This window comes from Desulfatitalea alkaliphila (genome assembly GCF_022968795.1).
Taxonomy (GTDB): domain Bacteria; phylum Desulfobacterota; class Desulfobacteria; order Desulfobacterales; family Desulfosarcinaceae; genus Desulfatitalea; species Desulfatitalea alkaliphila.
This window is the reverse complement of sequence record NZ_JALJRB010000005.1, coordinates 194,715-213,580: the sequence shown is the minus strand read 5'-3', so window position 1 is coordinate 213,580 and position 18,866 is coordinate 194,715. Positions and strand designations below refer to the sequence as shown.

Sequence of the window (18,866 nt, the reverse complement as noted above, 5' to 3'; positions counted from 1 at the left end):
TTGGGGCGATGCGAACGATTGGGGGCGATATGAGATGGTCGGTCAAGATGGTGCCGCTGGTGGTGGTATTGGCGGGGGCGGTTTGCGGGGCCGTTTGGTGGTGGTTCGATGGCGACGGCCGTGAAGCCGATAATGTGGTGCGGCTCTTCGGCCATGTGGAGATGCGCGATGTGCGCTTGGCCTTCAGCGAGCAGGAGCGGGTGGCGGCGGTCCTGGTGGAGGAGGGGGAGCGGGTGGCGGCCGGTCAGGTGGTGGCCCGCCTGCATGCCGAACGGCTGCAGGCCCGGGTGCGGGAGAGCGAGGCCCGCATTGCCGCCCAGCAGGCCGTTCTGGATCGCCTGCTGGCGGGGGCGCGGCACCAGGAGGTGGCCCAGGTGCGTTCCGAGCTGGCGGCGGCCGAGGTGCGGGCAACCAATGCCCGCATGACCGTCGCGCGTTTGCGGCAGACCACGGCCGCCGGTGCGTCCAGCGTCCAGGCGCTGGACGATGCGGCCGCCCGGTTGCAAGAGGCAAAGGCGCAGCGCGAAGTGCGGCGCAAGGCCTTGGAACTGGTGCTGGAGGGGCCCCGGCGCGAGGAGATCGAGGAGGCCGAAAGCCGTCTGTCCGCCGAGCGTGCCGCCCTGGATTTGCTGCGCATTCGGCTGGCGGACATGGCGTTGTATGCGCCGGCCGCCGGTGTGGTGCGCAGCCGGATTCTGGAACCGGGCGAAATGGCCGATCCGGGCCGGCCGGTGGTGGTGCTGGCGCTGACCGGGACCAAATGGGTGCGGGCCTGGCTGCCGGGTCCGGATTTGGGCCGGGTCGACAGCGGCATGGCGGCCCGGGTGAACAACGACACGTTCCCCGAACAGCCCTTGTCCGGTTGGGTGGGGTTCATTTCTCCCAAGGCCGAGTTTACGCCTAAGAATGTGGAGACCACCGATTTGCGTACCCAGCTGGTGTACGAGGTGCGCATTCACGTGAACGATCCGGAGGATGTGCTGCGTCAGGGCATGCCGGTCAGTGTGCGGGTGGATCCGGCCGCCGCGTCCGGGGTTCCAAGCCCGGCGCGGTCGCAGGCGCGGCGGTGACGACCGTGGTCCGTCCGCCGGATAGCGATCCTTCGGTCACCACAGAGTCGGTTTTGACGGCCCGGCGACTGACCAAGACCTTTGCCGCCGCAAAGGCCAAGGCGGAGGTGGTGACGGCCCTTCAAGGGGTATCTCTCAAGGTGGACCGCGGGCAGGTGGCTGGCCTGGTGGGCGCCGATGGCGCGGGTAAGACCACTTTGCTGCGCATCGCGGCCGGTTTGCTGGTGCCCACGGAAGGGACGGTGACCGTCCTGGGGCTGGACAGTGCGCGCGACAGCCTGGCCGTCCAGAGCCGGGTTGGTTATATGCCCCAGCGCTTCGGACTATACGAGGATCTGACCGTGGCCGAGAACATGGATCTGTACGCCGATCTGCAAGGGGTGCCCAAGGCCGAACGCCGCCGGCGTTATCCCCGGTTGCTGGCCATGACCGGCCTGGCACCTTTTCCCCGGCGCCGGGCGGGGGATCTGTCCGGCGGCATGAAGCAGAAACTGGGACTGGCCTGTGCCCTGATCAAGTCGCCGCAATTGCTGCTGCTGGACGAACCCACCGTGGGGGTGGATCCGGTGTCGCGGCGCGAGCTATGGAAGATTGTCTATGAATTGGCCGAAGGCGAGGGCATCGGCGTGCTGCTGGCCACGGCCTATCTGGATGAGGCGGAACGCTGCCACCATGTGGCGTTGCTGCACGAAGGCCGATTGATGGCCGAGGGGCCGCCGCGCGCCTTTCACGACCGCGTGCGGGGCCGGGTTTTCCTGATCGCGCCTCCCGCGGGGGTGGCGCCGCGGCGTATCCACACCCGCCTGGCCCGCGCGACGGGCATCCAGGACGTGACCATCCGTGCCGGCCGGGTGCGCCTGGTGACGGCGGCGGACGCCGCCGCCGGGGCCGCCTTCGATTTGCCCGCAACATGGCGGGCCGGCATGCAACCGGCCGAACCCTGTTTCGAAGATGCCTTCATGGCGCTTTTGCCCCGTCGCGAAGCGGCATTCGCACCTGCTGCGCAGATCGATGACGGCGCCGCGGCCGTCGAGGTCGGCGAGGTGGTGGTGCGCACCGAGGGGTTGAGCAAGTACTTCGGCGCCTTCGCCGCCGTTCAGGATCTCTCCTTTGAAGTGCGTCGCGGCGAGATTTTTGGATTGCTCGGCCCCAACGGCGCGGGTAAGAGCACCACCTTCCGCATGCTCTGCGGGCTGACCACCGCCGGCGGCGGCAAGCTCACCGTGGCCGGCCGGGACCTGCGGCGGTCGCGGGCCCGCGCCCGTGCACGCCTGGGCTACATGGCGCAGCGGTTTTCCCTTTATACCCAGCTCAGCGTACGCGAGAACCTGCAGTTTTACGGGCGCGCCTACGGTCTGGCCGGTGCCCGGCTGCAGGCCCGAATGGATTGGGCTTATGCGGAGTTCGGCCTGGCCGCCTGGCGCGACCGCGCGGCCGGGGAACTGCCCGGCGGTTACAAACAACGCCTGGCCATGGCCACCGCCCTGCTGCATCAACCGGACATTCTTTTCCTGGACGAACCCACCTCCGGTGTGGACCCCCTGGCGCGGCGCGAGTTCTGGCTGCGCATCAACGGCTTTGCCCAGCAGGGGGTCACCGTGGTGGTTACCACCCACTTCATGGAGGAATCGGAGTATTGTGACCGCATGCTGATCATGTCCCGGGGTCGCACCCTGGCCGTGGGCACGCCGGAACAGATCCGGGCATTGGCCCGCTCGGCGGATCTTCCCGCGCCGACCATGGAGGATGCCTTCATCGCTTTGGCCGAGGGCCGCGCCGGCGCCGCGAGCAGTGGGGCGCACCAATGACCCGGCAATCGCTTTTCCGGATGCGCATGGCGGGCTTGCTGCGCAAGGAGCTGCGTCAGATCCTGCGCGATCCGAGCAGCATCGCCCTGGCCGTGGTGTTGCCCCTGGTGATGTTGTTCCTGTTCGGGTACGGCGTCTCCCTGGATGCCGAGCACGTGCCCCTGGCCATGGTGCTGCAGGACCGCGCCGCACCGGCCCGGGAACTGGCGGCGCGCTTCGAGGGATCGCGCTATTTCGATGTGCGCCATGCCGCCTCCCTGTCCGAGGCCCGGCGGTGGCTGGATCAGCGCAAGGTAGAAGGCATCGTTTGCCTGCAAAGCGACTTTGCCGCCCATATTCAGCGGCAACAGGCAGCGTCGGTGCAAGTGATCGTCAACGGGGTGGATGCCAACCGCGCCCGTCTGATCCAGGCCTATGCCCGCGGCGTGTTGCAGCAGTGGGGTGCCCTGCGCCATGCGCGGGGCGAGGCGGCGGCCGTGCCCGCCGTGACGGTGGTCCAGCGCGTCTGGTTCAATGAGGGGGCGGTCAGTCGCAATTTCCTGGTGCCGGGCTTGATCGCCCTGATCATGACCTTGATCGGCACCCTGCTCACCGCGCTGGTGGTGGCCCGCGAGTGGGAGCGGGGCACCATGGAGGCGATCCTGGTCACGCCCCTGCGCCGCATCGATCTGCTGCTGGGCAAACTGCTGCCCTACTTTTTTCTGGGCATGGCCGGCATGGGGCTATCGGTGGCGTTGGCGGTCACCCTGTTCCAGGTGCCGCTGCGCGGCTCCCTCAGTGTGCTCTTTGTCCTCAGCGCGCTTTTCATGCTGGCGGCCCTAGGCCTGGGGCTGATGATCTCCGCGGCCGTTCGTGTCCAGTTCGTGGCCGCCCAGATCTCCATCGTGACCGGTTTCCTGCCGGCGGTTTTTCTTTCGGGGCTGCTGTTCGATCTGGAAAGCACACCGCTGCCGATTCAGATCGTCAGCCACGTGGTGCCTGCTCGTTACTTCGTCACCATCATCCACACGCTCTTCATGGCCGGCAACGTCTGGTCCGTGCTTTTGCCCAACGCCCTGGCCTTGCTGGTCATGGCGGTGTTGTTCATCGCCCTGGCCTATCGCAACATCACCAAGCGGCTGGAGGCGCCATGACCGTCCCGCGTCGCATCATCGCCCTGATCCGCAAGGAGTTCGCGCTGATCCTCAAGGATCCCAAAAGCCGCGTCGTGGTCATCGTGCCGCCGCTGATCCAGTTCTTCGTCTTCGGCTATGCGGCCACCTACGATCTTAAAAACGTACGTTACGCGGTGTTGGATGAAGACCGCAGCGCCATCTCCGGCCGGCTGCTGGCGCGTTTGGACGGCTCCGAAAGCTTCGCGCGGGTGGGCACCTTGACCGCCGGCCATCAGGTGGCCGAGGTACTCGATGGACGCCAGGCCCGGCTGGTGGTGCACATCGGGTCCGGATTCAGCCGCGATCTGCACAACGGCGCGCCGGTTGCGGTGCAGGTGCTGGTGGACGGCCGCAACTCCAACTCCGCCTTGCTCGCTTTAGGCTACATCGGCACCATCGTCGAACAGTTCAACCGGCAGTTGGCCGCCGAAGGGCTGGTGGCCTTGAGCGGACCGGGCGTGGCACTGGTGGAGCGCGCCTGGTTCAACCCCAATTTGCAGAGCCGATGGTATATCGTCTCGGCCCTGGGGGGCATCATCAGCATGGTGGTGGTGATGATCCTCACCAGCTTGTCGGTGGCGCGGGAGCGGGAGTTCGGCACCTTCGATCAGCTGCTGGTGGCCCCGTTCACGCCTGCGGAGATTCTAATCGGCAAATCCCTGCCCGGTATCTGCTTCGGTCTGATCGATGCCTTGCTTTTCTCCCTGGGAGCGGTCTTCTGGTACGGCGTGCCCTTTCGCGGTAGCCCGGCGGCCCTGCTGCTGGTCCTGATCGGTTTCGTGGTGACCATCGTGGGGGTGGGGCTGCTGGTCTCCTCCATGGCCAAGACCATGCAGCAGGCCCTGATGGGTGCCTTCGTGTTCATGATGCCGGCGGTCATCCTCTCCGGCTTCACCACCCCCATCGAAAACATGCCCGGCTGGCTGCAAGCCGGCACCCTGCTCAACCCCGTGCGTTACATCATCACCGCCCTGCGCCTGATCTTCCTGCAAGGCGCGGACACCGCCGCCGTCTGGCCGCAACTGTGGCCCTTGCTGGTCATGGCGGCCGTGACTCTGCCGGTTGCCGGCCGGCTGTTTCGTCATCGGTCGCAGTAGCCGTAAAGGTTGGTCGATTCATGGGCCCTGCGGGCCAGTTTTGAGGCCCTGCGGGCCAGTTTTAAGTTTTAGGTTTTAAGTTGAAGGAATTCCGGTGGTTGGATGGGGTGGTGGGCCGCCTGGTGCCGAGTGTTCGGTGGGCGGCCCTTGTGTTATCATGGGTTTGGTGTGGTTGTTTTCGTGGTGCCGGCGGACCCGCCGGCTTGGGTCAGGTGGCTCAGGAGAAGCCCGAGCCGCCGGGGGCGCAGAGGCCGCCGGTGGCGCCGCCGATGAAGCTGGCGCAACTCATCTGCTTGGCGGTTCGGGTGCCGCCGCAGGAAGGGCAGGTGGTTTTTTCTTGTTCCTCGTCGCCGGCCATGCGCAGTTTTTCGAAACAGTGGCCGCAATCCTCACATCGATATTCGAAGATCGGCATCGGGTTCTCCTCCTGTCGGTTGCCGTGGATCGTCGCGGGAAGCGCGGTGATCGATCCGGATTTTGTTTGCAGGCCTATAATAAGAACAGTTTCGGTCGGTTCAAGGTTGAGTTAATGATGCGTTCCGCCATGTCGAACGAGATTTGGTCTATATTGCCAACTCGATAAAGCTGAACGCCGCAGATTGTAGTTGACAGGGTTGAAAATTCTGAATTACGCTTCAGCCAATGGTTTCATGGTTGCACATCCAGCCCATTTGTCACGATAGCCACAAGAAGGGCCTTTCGGACTTTTCCGACTCGGCCGCCGATCACCACTATTGTTTTGGATGATCAATGATTTGTCGCGTCTTCAATCAACAGGAGGGGTAAAATGATGCGTACGCTGAAATGTTCCTCATTGGGTATTGCACTTGCTTTTTTCACGCTGTTCGCGGTTTTCGCCGGCGGCGCCTGGGCCGAAGAGGTGGTGATTGGATACACGGGCCCCCTCAGCGGCCCCGCGGCCCAATACGGGCGTGATTGTCTGGCCGGCGTGGAGCTGGCCGTGGAGGATATTAACCGTGCCGGCGGCATTAAGATCGACGGCAAGGCTTACACCTTCAAGGTGGCTTCCTATGACGACATGATCGACCCAACGGCGGCGGTCAACAACTCGCGGCGCCTGGTCTCCAGGGAGAAGGCCGTGGCTGTTTTCAACCCGGTTTTCAACACCATCGCGGCCATGATGCAGATCAACGAACAGCGCGGGTCCGAGTTTTTGATGATGGCCTACACCAGCACCCCCGCCCTCGACAAGATTCCCAATCAATTGACGGTCGCCATTCCACCGCCTTTTGCCGCCTATGCCATCGCATTCGCCGATCGTGCCTGGGAAAAAGGATGGCGCAAGGGAGCGATGGTGGTCACCTTGGGTGCCTACGGCGACGAGTGGCGCAAGGAGTTTCGTCGCGTGTGGGAGGCGAAAGGTGGTGAAATCACCGCCGATCAACCGGCCAACTACTATACGGAAACCGATTTTTCCTCCCATCTGGCGGCCGCCTTGGCCACCAACCCCGAGTTCCTGTTGGTCGGCGGACCGTCCGACCCCACCGGCCTGGTTATCGAACAAGCCAAGAACCTGGGGTTCAAGGGCGGTTTCATGATGGTCGATCAAGCCAAACTGAACTACATCGTGGATGTCACCTTCAAGGGGGATATCACCAAGATGAACAATGTCTGGGGCGTTGTCCGGACATTGGATCTGGGGGTGCACAGCGAAACGCAGGCCCTGATCGACCGCTTCGTGCAAGAAAAGAACATCAAGGTTCCCACTTCGGAAAATTTCCTGAACTACTCGGCCATGCGGATTCTGGCGGCGGCCATGGTGAAGGCCGGCACCGTCAGCGATCCCGCCAAGATCAAGGCCGCCTTCAATGAAGTGTTGCCCTTGCCCGTAGAGGACAACCCGATCATGTACGTCGGCTTGCAAGGCAGCCGGTTGCTGGTGCAGGCCTCCATCCAGTTCATCGAAGAGAATGAATACAAGACCCCGATTCAATCGTTCTGGTGGATCGATGACGAAAAGGAGCTCCAGCGGCTGGTGGATATGCAACCGCCCGAACACAAGGTACATCGCAGAATCCTGCCGTTGGAAGGATACGTGATGAAATAGACCGACCCCTTGCAGCAAGCTGCCCGAGGTGAGTGTCGTTTTGCGCGCCTCGGGCAGTTTTATAGGGACGGCCGGCGCCGCCCGCGGCATTCCACCTCATTCCACCAATGATCGAAGGGTGTTTCAATGGAGCTATTTCTGCAACAGGTTTTCAACGGCATCATGTTCGGCAGCACCTATGCCATCGTGGCGCTCGGGCTGACGCTGGTGATGGGCATCCTGCACATCCCCAATTTCGCCCATGGGCATCTCTACATGCTCGGCGGCTACATCACCTATCTCTTTGTGGCCACCCTGGGGCTTGGCTACTGGCCCAGCCTGCTGATCGCCATCGTGGTGCTGGGCTTCGTGGGGATCATTATGGAAGCGGTCGTCTACCGGCCGTTGAACGAGCAGCCGCACATCAATGCCTTCATTGCGGCCATCGGCGCGCTGCTGGTGTTGGAGTCGGCGGTGGAAGTGATCTGGGGGCCGCAGGGTATGCGCGTTCCCAACCCCTATCCGCACACCTTCGAGTTTCTGGGGATCATCATGAGCGTGCAGCGGCTGTTGGTCATATTCGGGGCGATCCTGTTGATTGTGTTACTGCACCTTTTTCTTAAAAAGACCCTCACCGGCACCACCATCGAGGCCGTGGCCCAGAACAGGGAAGGGGCCATGCTCAACGGCATCAATGTGAACCGGGTCTCCTCTTTGACCTTTTTCATCTCCTCCGGCACCGCCGCCGTGGCCGCCAGCTTCATCGCGCCCATCTTCGTGATTTCGCCGGCCATGGGGGCCATTATCGGCATGAAGGCCTTCATCATCGTATTGTTGGGTGGGATGGGCAGTATTCCGGGGGCCATCATAGGCGGCTATTTTCTAGGGCTGATCGAGTCCCTCGGCGGGGGGTATGTTTCCGCCGCCTACAAGGATGTCATCGCGTTCGGAGCCCTCATCGTTATTTTTTCCATCAAGCCGACCGGCCTGTTCGGCAAGAAGGAGGGCTGATCCATGATAACCAAACCGCTCCACACCAAACTGCTGTACGGTTTCATTCTTCTGGCAGCCTTGCTGTTACCGCTGTATGTGCCCGATCCCTATATGTTTCAAGTGGTCATCATGAGCCTGATCTTTGCTATCGCCGTGCTGGCCATGAACCTGATCATCGGTTTCACCGGTCAGGCCTCCCTGGCCCATGCCGCTTTTTTCGGTTTCGGCGCTTACGGCGTGGCGATCATGACCAAGGCCGGTATCTCCTTCTGGCTGGCGCTGCCGGCCGCCGCTTCCATATCGGCGCTGATCGGGCTGATCATCGGTCCGCCGGCGTTGCGCACACGAGGGTCCTACTTCGCCATCGTCACCCTGGCCTTCGGCGTCATCGTCTGGATCGTGGCCGGCAACTGGGTCCAGGTGACCGGCGGCCACAACGGCATCTTCGGCATTCCCCGACCCACCCCGATTCCCATTCCATTCATCGGCGCAATCGAATTTTTCGACCAGCCCGCTCAATATTACCTGGTGCTGGTGTTTCTGCTGCTCACCCTGTTCATCATGCACCGCATCGTTTATTCGATCTTCGGATTGACCTTCATGGCCGTGCGCAACAATGAGCCCTTGGCCGACGCCGTGGGCATCAACACCTTCACCACCAAATTGATCTCCTTTGTGATCGCCAATTTTTTCGCCGGATTGGCGGGCGGTCTTTACGCGGCCATCATCGGTGCCGTGAGCCCCAGCGTGGCCGCCCATCTGCTCACCTTCAATTTTCTGATTTTCCTGATTCTCGGAGGCATGGCCAGCCTGGCGGGGCCGGTGGTCGGTGCCTTCGCCATTCCCATCCTCATGGAATTGTTGCAGGATCTGGGTCACTTCCGCATGCTGTTTTTCGGCGTGTTGCTGGTGGCCACCATCATCTATTTTCCCCGTGGGTTTGTTGGCGCGGTGCGCCAGCTCAACGACAAGATCGCCGCGCGGCGCCAAGCGAAATCTTAATGGGAGTGGTTTATGCTTTCGGTTAAATATCTGACCAAGAATTTCGATGGACTGGTGGCGGTCAAGGAGCTGAGTTTCGATATCCGGGAAGGGGAGATCCTGGCCATCATCGGCCCCAACGGGGCCGGTAAATCCACCGTCTTCAACCTTATGACCGGCACCTTGGCGCCGACCAGCGGCAAGGTGTTCATCCATGAAGAGAACATCACCGGGTTGAAACCCTATCAAATCGTCAAAAAAGGAGTGGCTCGCACCTTTCAGACCACCAGCTTGTTCGATCAACTGCGGGTGATCGACAACATGTTGATCGCCTATAAATGGCGCACGCGCCTGGGGTTCTGGAACACCCTGTTTCACACGCCGGCTTGGAAATCCCAGCATGACCAGGCGGCTCGGAACGCGTTGGAGACCCTTGACTTTCTGGGGCTGGCCGACAAGGCCCTGGCGTTCATTCCCACCCTCTCCCAGGAGGAGCAAAAACGGTTGGCCATCGGCATCGCCCTGGTGTGCAAACCCAAGCTGCTGTTGTTGGACGAGCCGACCGGCGGCCTGATCCAGGAGGAGACCGAACGCATCGCGCTTTTTATTAAAAAAGTCCGCGATCAAGGCACCACGGTCTGCATCATCGAGCACAAGATGCAAATGATCATGGGCATGGCGGACCGCATCGTCGTATTGAATTACGGGCAAAAAATCGCCGAGGGCACGCCTGATGAAATCAAAACCAACCAGGCCGTGATCGAGGCCTACCTGGGAGGTGATGTTCATGCTTAAACTCAATCAGGTGAACACCCATATCGGCGGCCTGCACATCATCCAGGATGTCTCCTTGAACATCGAAAAAGGAGAATTCGTCGCCCTGCTGGGCAGCAACGGCGCCGGCAAGACGACCCTGTTCAGAACCATTGCCGGTGTTTTGAAACCCAAAACCGGATCCATCGAGCTCGACGGGGTGGCGATCGACAAGCTGCCGGTGCATAAAATCGTGGAAATGGGGCTGGTGCTGTGCCCCCAGGGACGACAGTTGTTCCCCGAATTGAGCGTACAGAAGAATCTGTTGCTCGGGGCCTTCCCCCTGCGGGGAGACAAAACGCGCATTCAGAAGAATCTGGACAAAGTGTACGACCTGTTTCCAATTCTGCGCGAGCGGACCTTTCAGCAGGCCGGTACCTTCAGCGGCGGCGAGCAGCAGATGCTGGCCATCGCCCGCGCCCTGATGGGCGAACCCCGGCTGCTGCTGCTGGACGAACCCTCCATGGGCCTGGCGCCCTTGATCGTCAAGCAGATCGGCGAGGTGATCGAGAACATCAACCACGAGATGGACACCACCGTCTTTCTTTCCGAGCAGAACGCCAACATGGCCCTGAACATCACCGACCGCGGCTACGTTCTGGAAAGTGGCCGCTGCACCCTCGAAGGCCCCTGCGATGAACTGAAGAAGGACGAAAAAGTACGCAAGGCCTACATCGGCGCGTAAGCGGGTGGTCGAGTTGAAAGGGTTGATTGGGTTTGTTGAGTTTATAGCGTTTGTTGGGTCGAAAGGGTTGGTTGCGTTTTTTGGGGGGTTGGTGTTTATTGGGATAAGTGTTGCGCCGGCCTGTCAGCAATGGGGCTATGCCCGATCATAGCGCCCGGTGCCGGCAGCCAACCCAACAAACCCAAACAACCCAATAAACTCAACGAACTCAATAAACCGATATGGCTTTCTACTCACACGTCAGCACCGGTTGGGACAGTCTGGACCGGATCATCGACCATCTGCGCATGGGCGACAATGTGGTGTGGCAGGTGGACACCATCGAGGCCTACCAGAAGCTGGTGTCTCTGTTCGTCAATCGGGCCACGGCCGCCGGCGAGCGGGTGGTGTACATGCGTTTCGCGCGTCACGGGCCGCTGTTGGAGGAACGGGGCAACGTGACCGTCCACCATCTCAACGTGGACGGCGGATTCGAGTCCTTTTCGGCCCAGGTGCACACCATCATCACCCGCGAGGGGCGGGACATCTTCTATGTGTTCGATTCGCTGTCCGATCTGCTCCACGTGTGGGCCACGGACCTGATGATCGTCAATTTCTTTTTCATCACCTGTCCCTACCTGTACGAACTGAACACCATCGCCTACTTCGCCATTCTGCGCAATCGCCACTCCTTCAAGGCCATCGCCCGCATCCGGGAGACCACCCAGGTGCTGATCGATGTGTACAATCACAAACGACAGCTGTGCGTGCACCCCATCAAGATTCAGGACCGCTATTCGCCCACCATGTTTTTCCCCCATGTCAAAGAGGGCGGCGAGCTGGTCCCGGTGATCAGCAGCGTGGAGGCCAGTCGCCTGTTCGCCTCCCTGACCCGCCATCCGGCCACCGATGCCCAACGGCACCTGGACTACTGGGACCGGCTGTTCATGCAGGCCAAGGCCTTGGTCGATGGGGCGGCCGGGGCCGAGGAGCGGCAGGACATGGTGGAACAACTCAGCCGTTTGTTGCTCAGCCGCAACAAACGACTGTTGGGGCTCATCCGGCGCCACATGACCCTGGCCGATCTGATTCAAATCAAGTCGCGCCTGATCGGCACGGGTTTCATCGGCGGCAAATCCCTGGGGATGTTGCTGGCGCGCCAGATTCTGGCGGCCGACAGCGACGACCGCTGGGGTGAGGTGCTGGAGCCCCACGACTCCTTTTACATCGGTTCGGATGTTTTCTACTCCTACATCGTGCAAAACGGCTGGTGGAAGCTGTTCATGGAGCACAAAACCCCGGAGGGCTTCTTCGAAAAGGCCGAGGCCTTGCAGACCAACATCCTTGCGGGGGCCTTTCCCGAAACGGTGCGCGAGCGTTTTCAGTTGATGCTCGAATACTTCGGCCAGTCGCCCATCATCGTGCGTTCCAGCAGCTTGTTGGAAGACGCCTTCGGCAGCGCCTTCGCCGGTAAGTACGACAGCTTCTTCTGCGTCAACCAGGGATCTCCCGAGCAGCGCTACGAAGCCTTCGAGGAGGCGGTCCGCAAGATCTACGCCAGCACCATGAACCCCGACGCGCTGGCCTACCGCCGCCAGCGCGGCCTGGACCAGATGGACGAGCAGATGGCGCTGCTGGTGCAGCGGGTTTCGGGCGCCTATCGCAAAAACTACTTCTTTCCGGAGATGGCCGGCGTGGGGCTTTCCCACAACCCCTATGTCTGGAAAAAGGGCATGGATGCCGACGCCGGCATGCTGCGCCTGGTGCTGGGGCTGGGTACCCGGGCGGTCAACCGCGTGGAGAACGACTACCCGCGCATCGTGGCTCTGGATCAACCCCTGGTCAAGCCGCTGACGGGGTTGCAGGACATCCGCAAATATTCCCAGCACTACGTGGACCACCTCAACCTGGAGGAAAACGCCCTGCAAACCATGCCCCTAGAGGAATTGACCGCCAAGGATCTGGGGCTCCGCCTGGACCGGGTGGCGGTGCGCGACACCGAGACGGCCGACCGCGCCCGGGCCGCCGGGCGGCCCATCCCGGAGCAGTGGGTGCTCACCTTCGACGATTTCTTGACCAGCAGCCCTTTCACCCGCATCATGTGCCGCATGCTGGGCGCCTTGCAACAGGCCTACGGCGTGCCGGTGGACATCGAATTCACCGTCAATTTTAATCAGGCCGGCGATCTGCAGGTGAACCTGCTCCAGTGCCGGCCGTTTCAGACCATCGGCCGCCGGGCCGGCGTGGTCATGCCGGAACACATTCCTGAAGAACGCACCTTCATTCGCAGCGAAGGCCGTTTCATGGGCGGCAACGTCTCCTTGCCCATCGCGTTGATCATTTGGGTGGATGCCGAAGCCTACACCGCCCTTTCCACCACCGATCGCTACAGCGTGGCGCGCCTGATCGGCAAACTGAACCGCCGCCTGGTCCATCCCGACACCATGCCCGCCCTGTTGCTGGGGCCGGGCCGCTGGGGCACTCACACCCCGGCCATGGGCGTGCCGGTCACCTTTTCCGAGATCAACCACATCAGTGCGCTGGCCGAAGTGAGCTACCAGGACGGCAGCCTGATTCCCGATCTCTCCTTCGGCACCCACTTTTTCCACGATCTGACCGAAACCAACATTTTCTATCTGGCCATCTACCCGGAGAACCCCGATGTGCGCCTCGACACCGCCTGGCTGGAAATCCTGCCCAACCTGCTGCCCGAGGCGGCCCCCGGCGACAGCCGCTTGGCCGTTGTGGTAAAGGTGTGCGATGTGCGCGAGCAGGGGTTGATTCTCCAATCGGATGTCTTGAGCCAACGCCTGGTGTGCTATCGCGCTACCACTTGATCAGACATAGGGGGACGTCCTTTATATCTTTATATTTCTTCCTTTTCCTTATTGGGCAGAAATATAAAAATATAAAGGACGTCCCCCACTCCACGTCCCCCACTCCACTTTTGCTTAAGTTTTCAACCGAATTACCGATATCGACGCAGAGGGTTCGGTCGGCACTGTCCGGCCGCTTGTTCCGGCAGCCGTGCCGCGGCTGTTTCTCGATCTCCTGTCGACCTTGTCGCAACCCTCGCCAACGTCGGGGATGCGCCAACCGGTACCGGACGATGCCGGGTTGCCGTAGGTGCACCCTTCGTATTCAAAACCAAGGGGGTTTTTTATGGCACCGATGGTTCAGGCCGACCATGCGGTCATCGACCAATTGGACGCCTATGATGTGCAAGCGGTGGTGTTCGACGGGGATCCGACCCGGATTTACCGGGCCCGGCGCCTCAGGGACGGGATGCCGGTGATGCTCAAGGCATTGCGCGATGAAAACGCCGCGCGCCAGGCGGCGGCTTGTTTGCAACACGAATTTGAAATCACCCGCCGCCTGATGGTGCCCACGGTCATTCGGGCCTTGGCCCTCGAGCAACAAGACCATTTACCGGTGATCGTGTTCGAGGATTTCGGCGGCGATTCGCTCAACCATCTGGCCCGGCGCCGGCGTTTCGAAGTGGAGGAGTTGCTGCGGATCGCCATCCAGGTGGCCCGCGGGTTGATCGAGATTCATGCGGCCAACATCATTCACAAGGACATCAACCCCTCCAACATCGTTTACAATCCGGACAGCGGCGTGGTCAAGATCATCGACTTCGGCATTTCCACCGCCTTGACCCGCGAACAGGCGGCGGTGGCCAGTGCCGAGGTGTTCGAAGGCAGCTTGCCCTACATTTCCCCTGAGCAGACCGGGCGCATGAACCGCGCCATCGATTACCGCACCGATTTTTACTCCTTCGGCGCCACCCTTTACGAGTTGTTCACCGGTCGGCCCCTGTTCGTGGTCAGCGAGCCCATCGAGTGGTTCCATTGCCATATCGCCAAGCAGCCCGTGCCGCCCGCCGAAGTGGATGCCCGCATTCCCCGGGTGTTGTCCGATATGGTCATGAAGCTGCTGGCCAAAACCGCCGAGGAGCGTTACCAGAGCGCCCGCGGCATTCATGCCGATTTGCAGGATTGCCTGGATGAGTGGGTCGCCGAAGGGCGGATCACGCCCTTTGATCTTGCGCAACAGGATGTGGCGGACCGTTTCCAGATCCCCCAGCGGTTGTACGGCCGGCAAAAGGAGGTGCAACAACTGTTGGACGCTTTTTCCCTGGCCGGCGACGGCCCTGGCCGGATGGTTCTGGTATCGGGTTACTCGGGCATCGGCAAGACCTGTCTGGTCAAGGAAATTTACAAGCCGGTCACGGAGCGCAAAGGGTTCTTCATCGCCGGCAAGTTCGATCAGCTGCAGCGCAACATGCCCTATCGGGCCATTGCGGGCGCCTTGCGCGATCTGGTGCGCCAACTGCTGACCGAGCCGGAGGAACGCCTGGCCAAGTGGCGCAGCGGCATCATGGCGGCCCTCGGCGCCAATGCCGGTTTGATCGTGGCCGGGGTGCCCGATCTGGCCCTGATCGTCGGCCCCACAACCGAGCCGGCCCCCTTGCCGCCGCTGGAAGCGGAGCAGCGCTTTCATCGTACCTTTCGCACCTTCATCCAACTGTTCTGCAAGGCCGATCATCCCCTGGCGATTTTTCTGGACGACCTGCAATGGGCGGACAACGCCAGCCTGCGGCTGATCGATCTGTTGATCGGCGGTGATGCGCGGATGCCCCATTTGCTGTTGATCGGCGCCTATCGGGACAACGAACTGCGACCCGGTCATCCCGTGACGGTGTGGCTCAAGGAGCGGCAAGCCCAAGGCGCCTTCAGTGACGAAATCCGTTTGCAGCCGCTGACGGCCGATGCCTTGACCGCCATGGTGGCCGACACCCTGGGGAGCGCGCCGTCCCATGTGGCGCCCCTGGCCGATCTGGTGGCAAGCAAGACCGGGGGCAACCCCTTTTTCACCGAAGAGTTTCTTAAAATTTTGCATCGGCAGGAGTTGATCGTTTTCTCCCACGTCCGGGGAGGCTGGCAATGGGACGTGGAACGCATCCGGGAACAAGCGTTGACCGACAACGTGGTGGCTTTGTTGACCGCCAAACTGCGGCAATTGGCGCCCCAAGAGCGCCAGGCATTGGAATTGGCGGCCTGTATCGGGTTCACCTTTTCCCTCGACTTGCTGGCGCGGATATCGCGGGAGCCCGCCAAGGTGGTCGCCGGCCGGCTCCAGGCCCCCATCCTGGAAGCCTTGGTCGCGCCCATCGGCGATGCCTATCAACTCATCGAACTGGAGCTGGCCGCCGATGTGCAGGAACTGACGGTCACCCTGGCCTTTGCCCATGATCGTATTCAACAGGCGGCCTACACCCTGCTGGACGACGATCGACGCCTGCGCGCCCATCTGACCATCGGACGCTTCATGCGCGAATCCCTGGCCGCCGAAGCGCCCGAAGCGGAACAGCTCTTCGCCACGGTCAACCACCTCAATCTGGGCGCCTCCCTGATGAACGACGCCCGGGAGATCGGTGACCTGTGCCGCCTCAACCTGGCCGCCGGTCGACAGGCCAAGCAGTCCAACGCCTATCCGGCCGCCCTGGACTATTTTCAGCAGGCCTTGGCCTTGCCGGCCGAGGATGCCTGGCAAGCGGACTACGCCCTGGCCCTGGCGTTGCACACCGAAGCAGCCGAGGCGGCCTATCTCAGCGGGGCTTACGACACCATGGACGATTTGTTGGCCGTCGGCTTCGCACAGGCGAAGCAGGAGGTTGACCAGGTCCCCTTGTACGTGGTGCAACTTTCCGCCTGCATGGCCCGCGACCAACTGAAGGAGGCCATCGACATCGCCTTGCCCCTGCTGGCCCGGTTCGGTCACCGCTACCCGGCCAAGGCCACCAAGGCACATGTGGTGTTGCGCCTGCTCCGCATGCAGCGGCGCTTGCGCAAGGTGTCGATGGATACCCTGCGGCAATTGCCCGTGATGACCGATCCGCGCCATCTGGCCGCCATGGCCATCGGCGAGCGTATCGGCGGGGCCGCCATGTTCACCCAGCCTCACCTGCTGCCCCTGATGATCATCAAGGGGGTGGAGGTATCCCTGGACCACGGCATCACCCGGGCCTCACTGACCAGTTACGCTTCCTACGGGATGATCTTGGCGCAAGCCCTGGGACAGGTGGAACGCGGTGACGCCTTCGGGAAACTGGCCCTGGAGCTGACCCAAAGATTGAAGATGCACACCATCGAGGGGCGCGTGCGCCATGTTTACAACGCCCTGGTACGCCACTGGCGGGAGCCGGTGCGCAACTGCCTCGATCCTTTGGACGAGGCGTTCCGGATGTGTCTGGAACACGGCGATTTCGAGTATGCGGCCCACGCCGTGTGCGTGCGCCAACTCTATGAATTTTCTTGCGGTGTGCCACTCGAACGGCTGGCGGCGGAAATCGAGCGCTACCAGGAAACACTTCAGCCCCTGCGGCAGGGGTCGCGCGTTCATTACCTGGAGTGCACCCAGCAGACGGTGGCCAACCTGCGCGGCCAGGCCGAGGATCCGGCCCTGCTCAAGGGGCGCTACTACGATATCGAGCGCATGATGGCCGACCATGAGCGTTCCCTTGACAAGAGCCTGATCAGCACCGATCTGACCATGCAGATGTACATGAGTTACAGTTTCGGGCGCCCCATGGAAGCGCTGGCTTATGCGAACAAGGCGCTGCCGTATACCGGCCGTGGTGCGCAAGCCATGTATTTGAGCCTGACCCACTACCTTACGGACGGCCTGATTCGCATGGCCAACGTGCCTTCGGCCGGCAAGGCGCAGCGGCGCCGCCTGCTGCGGCAAGCGGCCGGCAACCATGCCAAGCTCAAGCGCGTTGCCCGTTCGAACCCGGCCAACGCCGCCAACAAGGAGCGGCTGCTGGCGGCGGCCATATTGCAGGCGCGGGGGCGCGATTTCGAGGCCCACGCCGCCTATGACGACGCCATTCGGCTCTCCCGCGAGCATGGCTTTCTCAACGAGGAGGCCGGGGCCTACGAGCTGTGCGGCACCATGCACGCCGCCGCCGGACGCGACACCCTGGCCGACCCCTATCTGGCCAAGGCGCGGGATCTTTACGCCCATTGGGGCGCCAAGGCCAAGGTGGATTATCTCTTGGCCTGCTTTCCGCGGTTGGCCAAACCGGCGCCCGCCATGGCCAAGGCCGCCACCACCAAAACCGGCACCTGGGGCGCCAGTGCCGCCGAAATCGACATCGGCGCGCTGACCAAGGCGCTCAAGGCCATCGCCGAAGAGACGGCCCACAGCCGCATGGTGGAGGTCATCATCACCACCGCCATGGCCTTTGCCGGCGCCCAGCACGGGATGCTCTTGCTGCGCAATCCCGACGGAGAGCTGTGCATGGAAGCCGAAGCCTGCGTGGACCGCAGCGATGCGCGCATTCTGCAATCCATTCCCGTGGCCGAGGCGCCCCTATCCCAAGCGGTGGTCAATTACGTCTCCCGGACCCTGACCGCCGTCGTGGTGCACGATGCCCAGGCGCCCAACGATCAGATACCGGGTTTGCTCAAGGATCCGTGCATCCGGCAGCGTAAGGTGCGTTCCGTGCTGTGCCTGCCCCTGCTGACCGGCCGGGGCGCCGGCGGTGAGCTGATCGGCATGCTCTACCTGGAAAACAACCGCGCCAGCGCCACCTTCACCGAAGAACGCTTCGCCACCCTGGAGATCATCGGCATGTCCGCCGCCGGCCGGCTGGAGTTGTCCCGTAAAGCGGTCATCGACGGCCTGACCGAACTGTTCAACCACGATTACTTCCAGAACCTGCTGGGACAGGAGTTCGACGCCGCCCGGCGCCACGGGCGGCAGCTCGCCGTGATCCTCATGGACATCGATCACTTCAAGCAGTTCAACGACACCTGGGGCCACCAGGTGGGCGACCAGGTGCTGCGGGAAGTGGCCCGCATCATCAAAACCGGATGTCGCGGCGAAGACACCGCGGCCCGCTACGGCGGCGAAGAAATGGCCGTGATCCTGCCCATGGCCGATCTGAAAGCCGCCGAGCAAGTGGGCGAGCGCATCCGCCTGGCGGTGGCCGGACACCAGGTGATGCACAACGACCAACCCTTGTCCGTCACCATCAGTGTCGGCGTGGCGGTGCTGGATGCCGCCACCCAGGACAAGGAAACCCTCATTCGCCGCGCCGACGCCGCCCTCTACCGCGCCAAGGACGAAGGCCGCAACTGCTGCCGATTGGGATAAGAAGGTAAAAAGGGGACGCCCTTTATATTTTTATATTTCTGCCTTTTTAGGCGGAAATATAAAAATATAAAGGGCG

The 18,866-nt window shown here is 62.1% G+C and carries 12 protein-coding genes; 11 read left to right on the top strand and 1 reads right to left on the bottom strand.

Annotated elements, in window-relative coordinates; all coding sequences use genetic code 11:
* Window positions 1–29 precede the first annotated feature (29 nt).
* Genes MRX98_RS06795 through MRX98_RS06780 form a run of 4 tightly spaced genes read left to right on the top strand, consistent with a single transcriptional unit; the run spans window position 30 to window position 5,129 of the window.
* Entirely contained in the window at window positions 30–1,070 is a 1,041-nt protein-coding gene (locus MRX98_RS06795; protein ID WP_246904206.1) for an HlyD family secretion protein, read from the top strand.
* The gene (locus tag MRX98_RS06790) at window positions 1,067–2,878 is read left to right on the top strand and encodes an ATP-binding cassette domain-containing protein (protein WP_246904204.1); all 1,812 of its coding nucleotides are present in this window, start codon (window positions 1,067–1,069) and stop codon (window positions 2,876–2,878) included. The genes MRX98_RS06795 and MRX98_RS06790 overlap by 4 nt, the downstream gene beginning before the upstream one ends.
* Window positions 2,875–4,011, top strand: coding sequence for an ABC transporter permease (locus MRX98_RS06785; RefSeq protein WP_246904202.1), 1,137 nt, complete (start codon window positions 2,875–2,877; stop codon window positions 4,009–4,011). Before MRX98_RS06790 ends, MRX98_RS06785 begins: the two co-directional genes overlap by 4 nt.
* Window positions 4,008–5,129 (top strand): ABC transporter permease, encoded by a 1,122-nt coding sequence (locus MRX98_RS06780; protein ID WP_246904200.1) that lies wholly within the window; start codon window positions 4,008–4,010, stop codon window positions 5,127–5,129. The genes MRX98_RS06785 and MRX98_RS06780 overlap by 4 nt, the downstream gene beginning before the upstream one ends.
* Window positions 5,130–5,346: 217 nt before the next feature.
* On the opposite strand, the gene MRX98_RS06775 is transcribed toward MRX98_RS06780, so the two are convergent.
* Window positions 5,347–5,544, bottom strand: coding sequence for an FmdB family zinc ribbon protein (locus tag MRX98_RS06775; RefSeq protein ID WP_246904198.1), 198 nt, complete (start codon window positions 5,542–5,544; stop codon window positions 5,347–5,349).
* A 372-nt stretch (window positions 5,545–5,916) separates the two neighbouring features.
* On the opposite strand from MRX98_RS06775, the gene MRX98_RS06770 reads away from it, so the two are divergent.
* The 7 genes from MRX98_RS06770 to MRX98_RS06740 all read left to right on the top strand — a co-directional run bounded on the left by MRX98_RS06770 (window position 5,917) and on the right by MRX98_RS06740 (window position 18,790).
* Window positions 5,917–7,197, top strand: a complete 1,281-nt coding sequence (locus MRX98_RS06770; RefSeq protein ID WP_246904196.1) for an ABC transporter substrate-binding protein — start codon at window positions 5,917–5,919, stop codon at window positions 7,195–7,197.
* Between the two features lie 126 nt (window positions 7,198–7,323).
* A complete protein-coding gene (locus MRX98_RS06765) occupies window positions 7,324–8,187 on the top strand; it encodes a branched-chain amino acid ABC transporter permease (protein WP_246904194.1) in 864 nt (287 codons plus the stop codon).
* Window positions 8,188–8,190: 3 nt separating this feature from the next.
* Window positions 8,191–9,171 (top strand): branched-chain amino acid ABC transporter permease, encoded by a 981-nt coding sequence (locus MRX98_RS06760; protein WP_246904192.1) that lies wholly within the window; start codon window positions 8,191–8,193, stop codon window positions 9,169–9,171.
* A 12-nt stretch (window positions 9,172–9,183) separates the two neighbouring features.
* Window positions 9,184–9,945: an ABC transporter ATP-binding protein gene (locus MRX98_RS06755; RefSeq protein ID WP_246904190.1), complete on the top strand. Its 762-nt coding sequence runs from the start codon at window positions 9,184–9,186 to the stop codon at window positions 9,943–9,945.
* Window positions 9,938–10,648, top strand: a complete 711-nt coding sequence (locus tag MRX98_RS06750) for an ABC transporter ATP-binding protein (RefSeq protein ID WP_246904188.1) — start codon at window positions 9,938–9,940, stop codon at window positions 10,646–10,648. Before MRX98_RS06755 ends, MRX98_RS06750 begins: the two co-directional genes overlap by 8 nt.
* A gap of 221 nt (window positions 10,649–10,869) precedes the next feature.
* Entirely contained in the window at window positions 10,870–13,464 is a 2,595-nt protein-coding gene (locus MRX98_RS06745) for a PEP/pyruvate-binding domain-containing protein (RefSeq protein ID WP_246904186.1), read from the top strand.
* A 325-nt stretch (window positions 13,465–13,789) separates the two neighbouring features.
* Window positions 13,790–18,790, top strand: coding sequence for a diguanylate cyclase (locus MRX98_RS06740; RefSeq protein ID WP_246904184.1), 5,001 nt, complete (start codon window positions 13,790–13,792; stop codon window positions 18,788–18,790).
* Window positions 18,791–18,866: the final 76 nt, after the last annotated feature.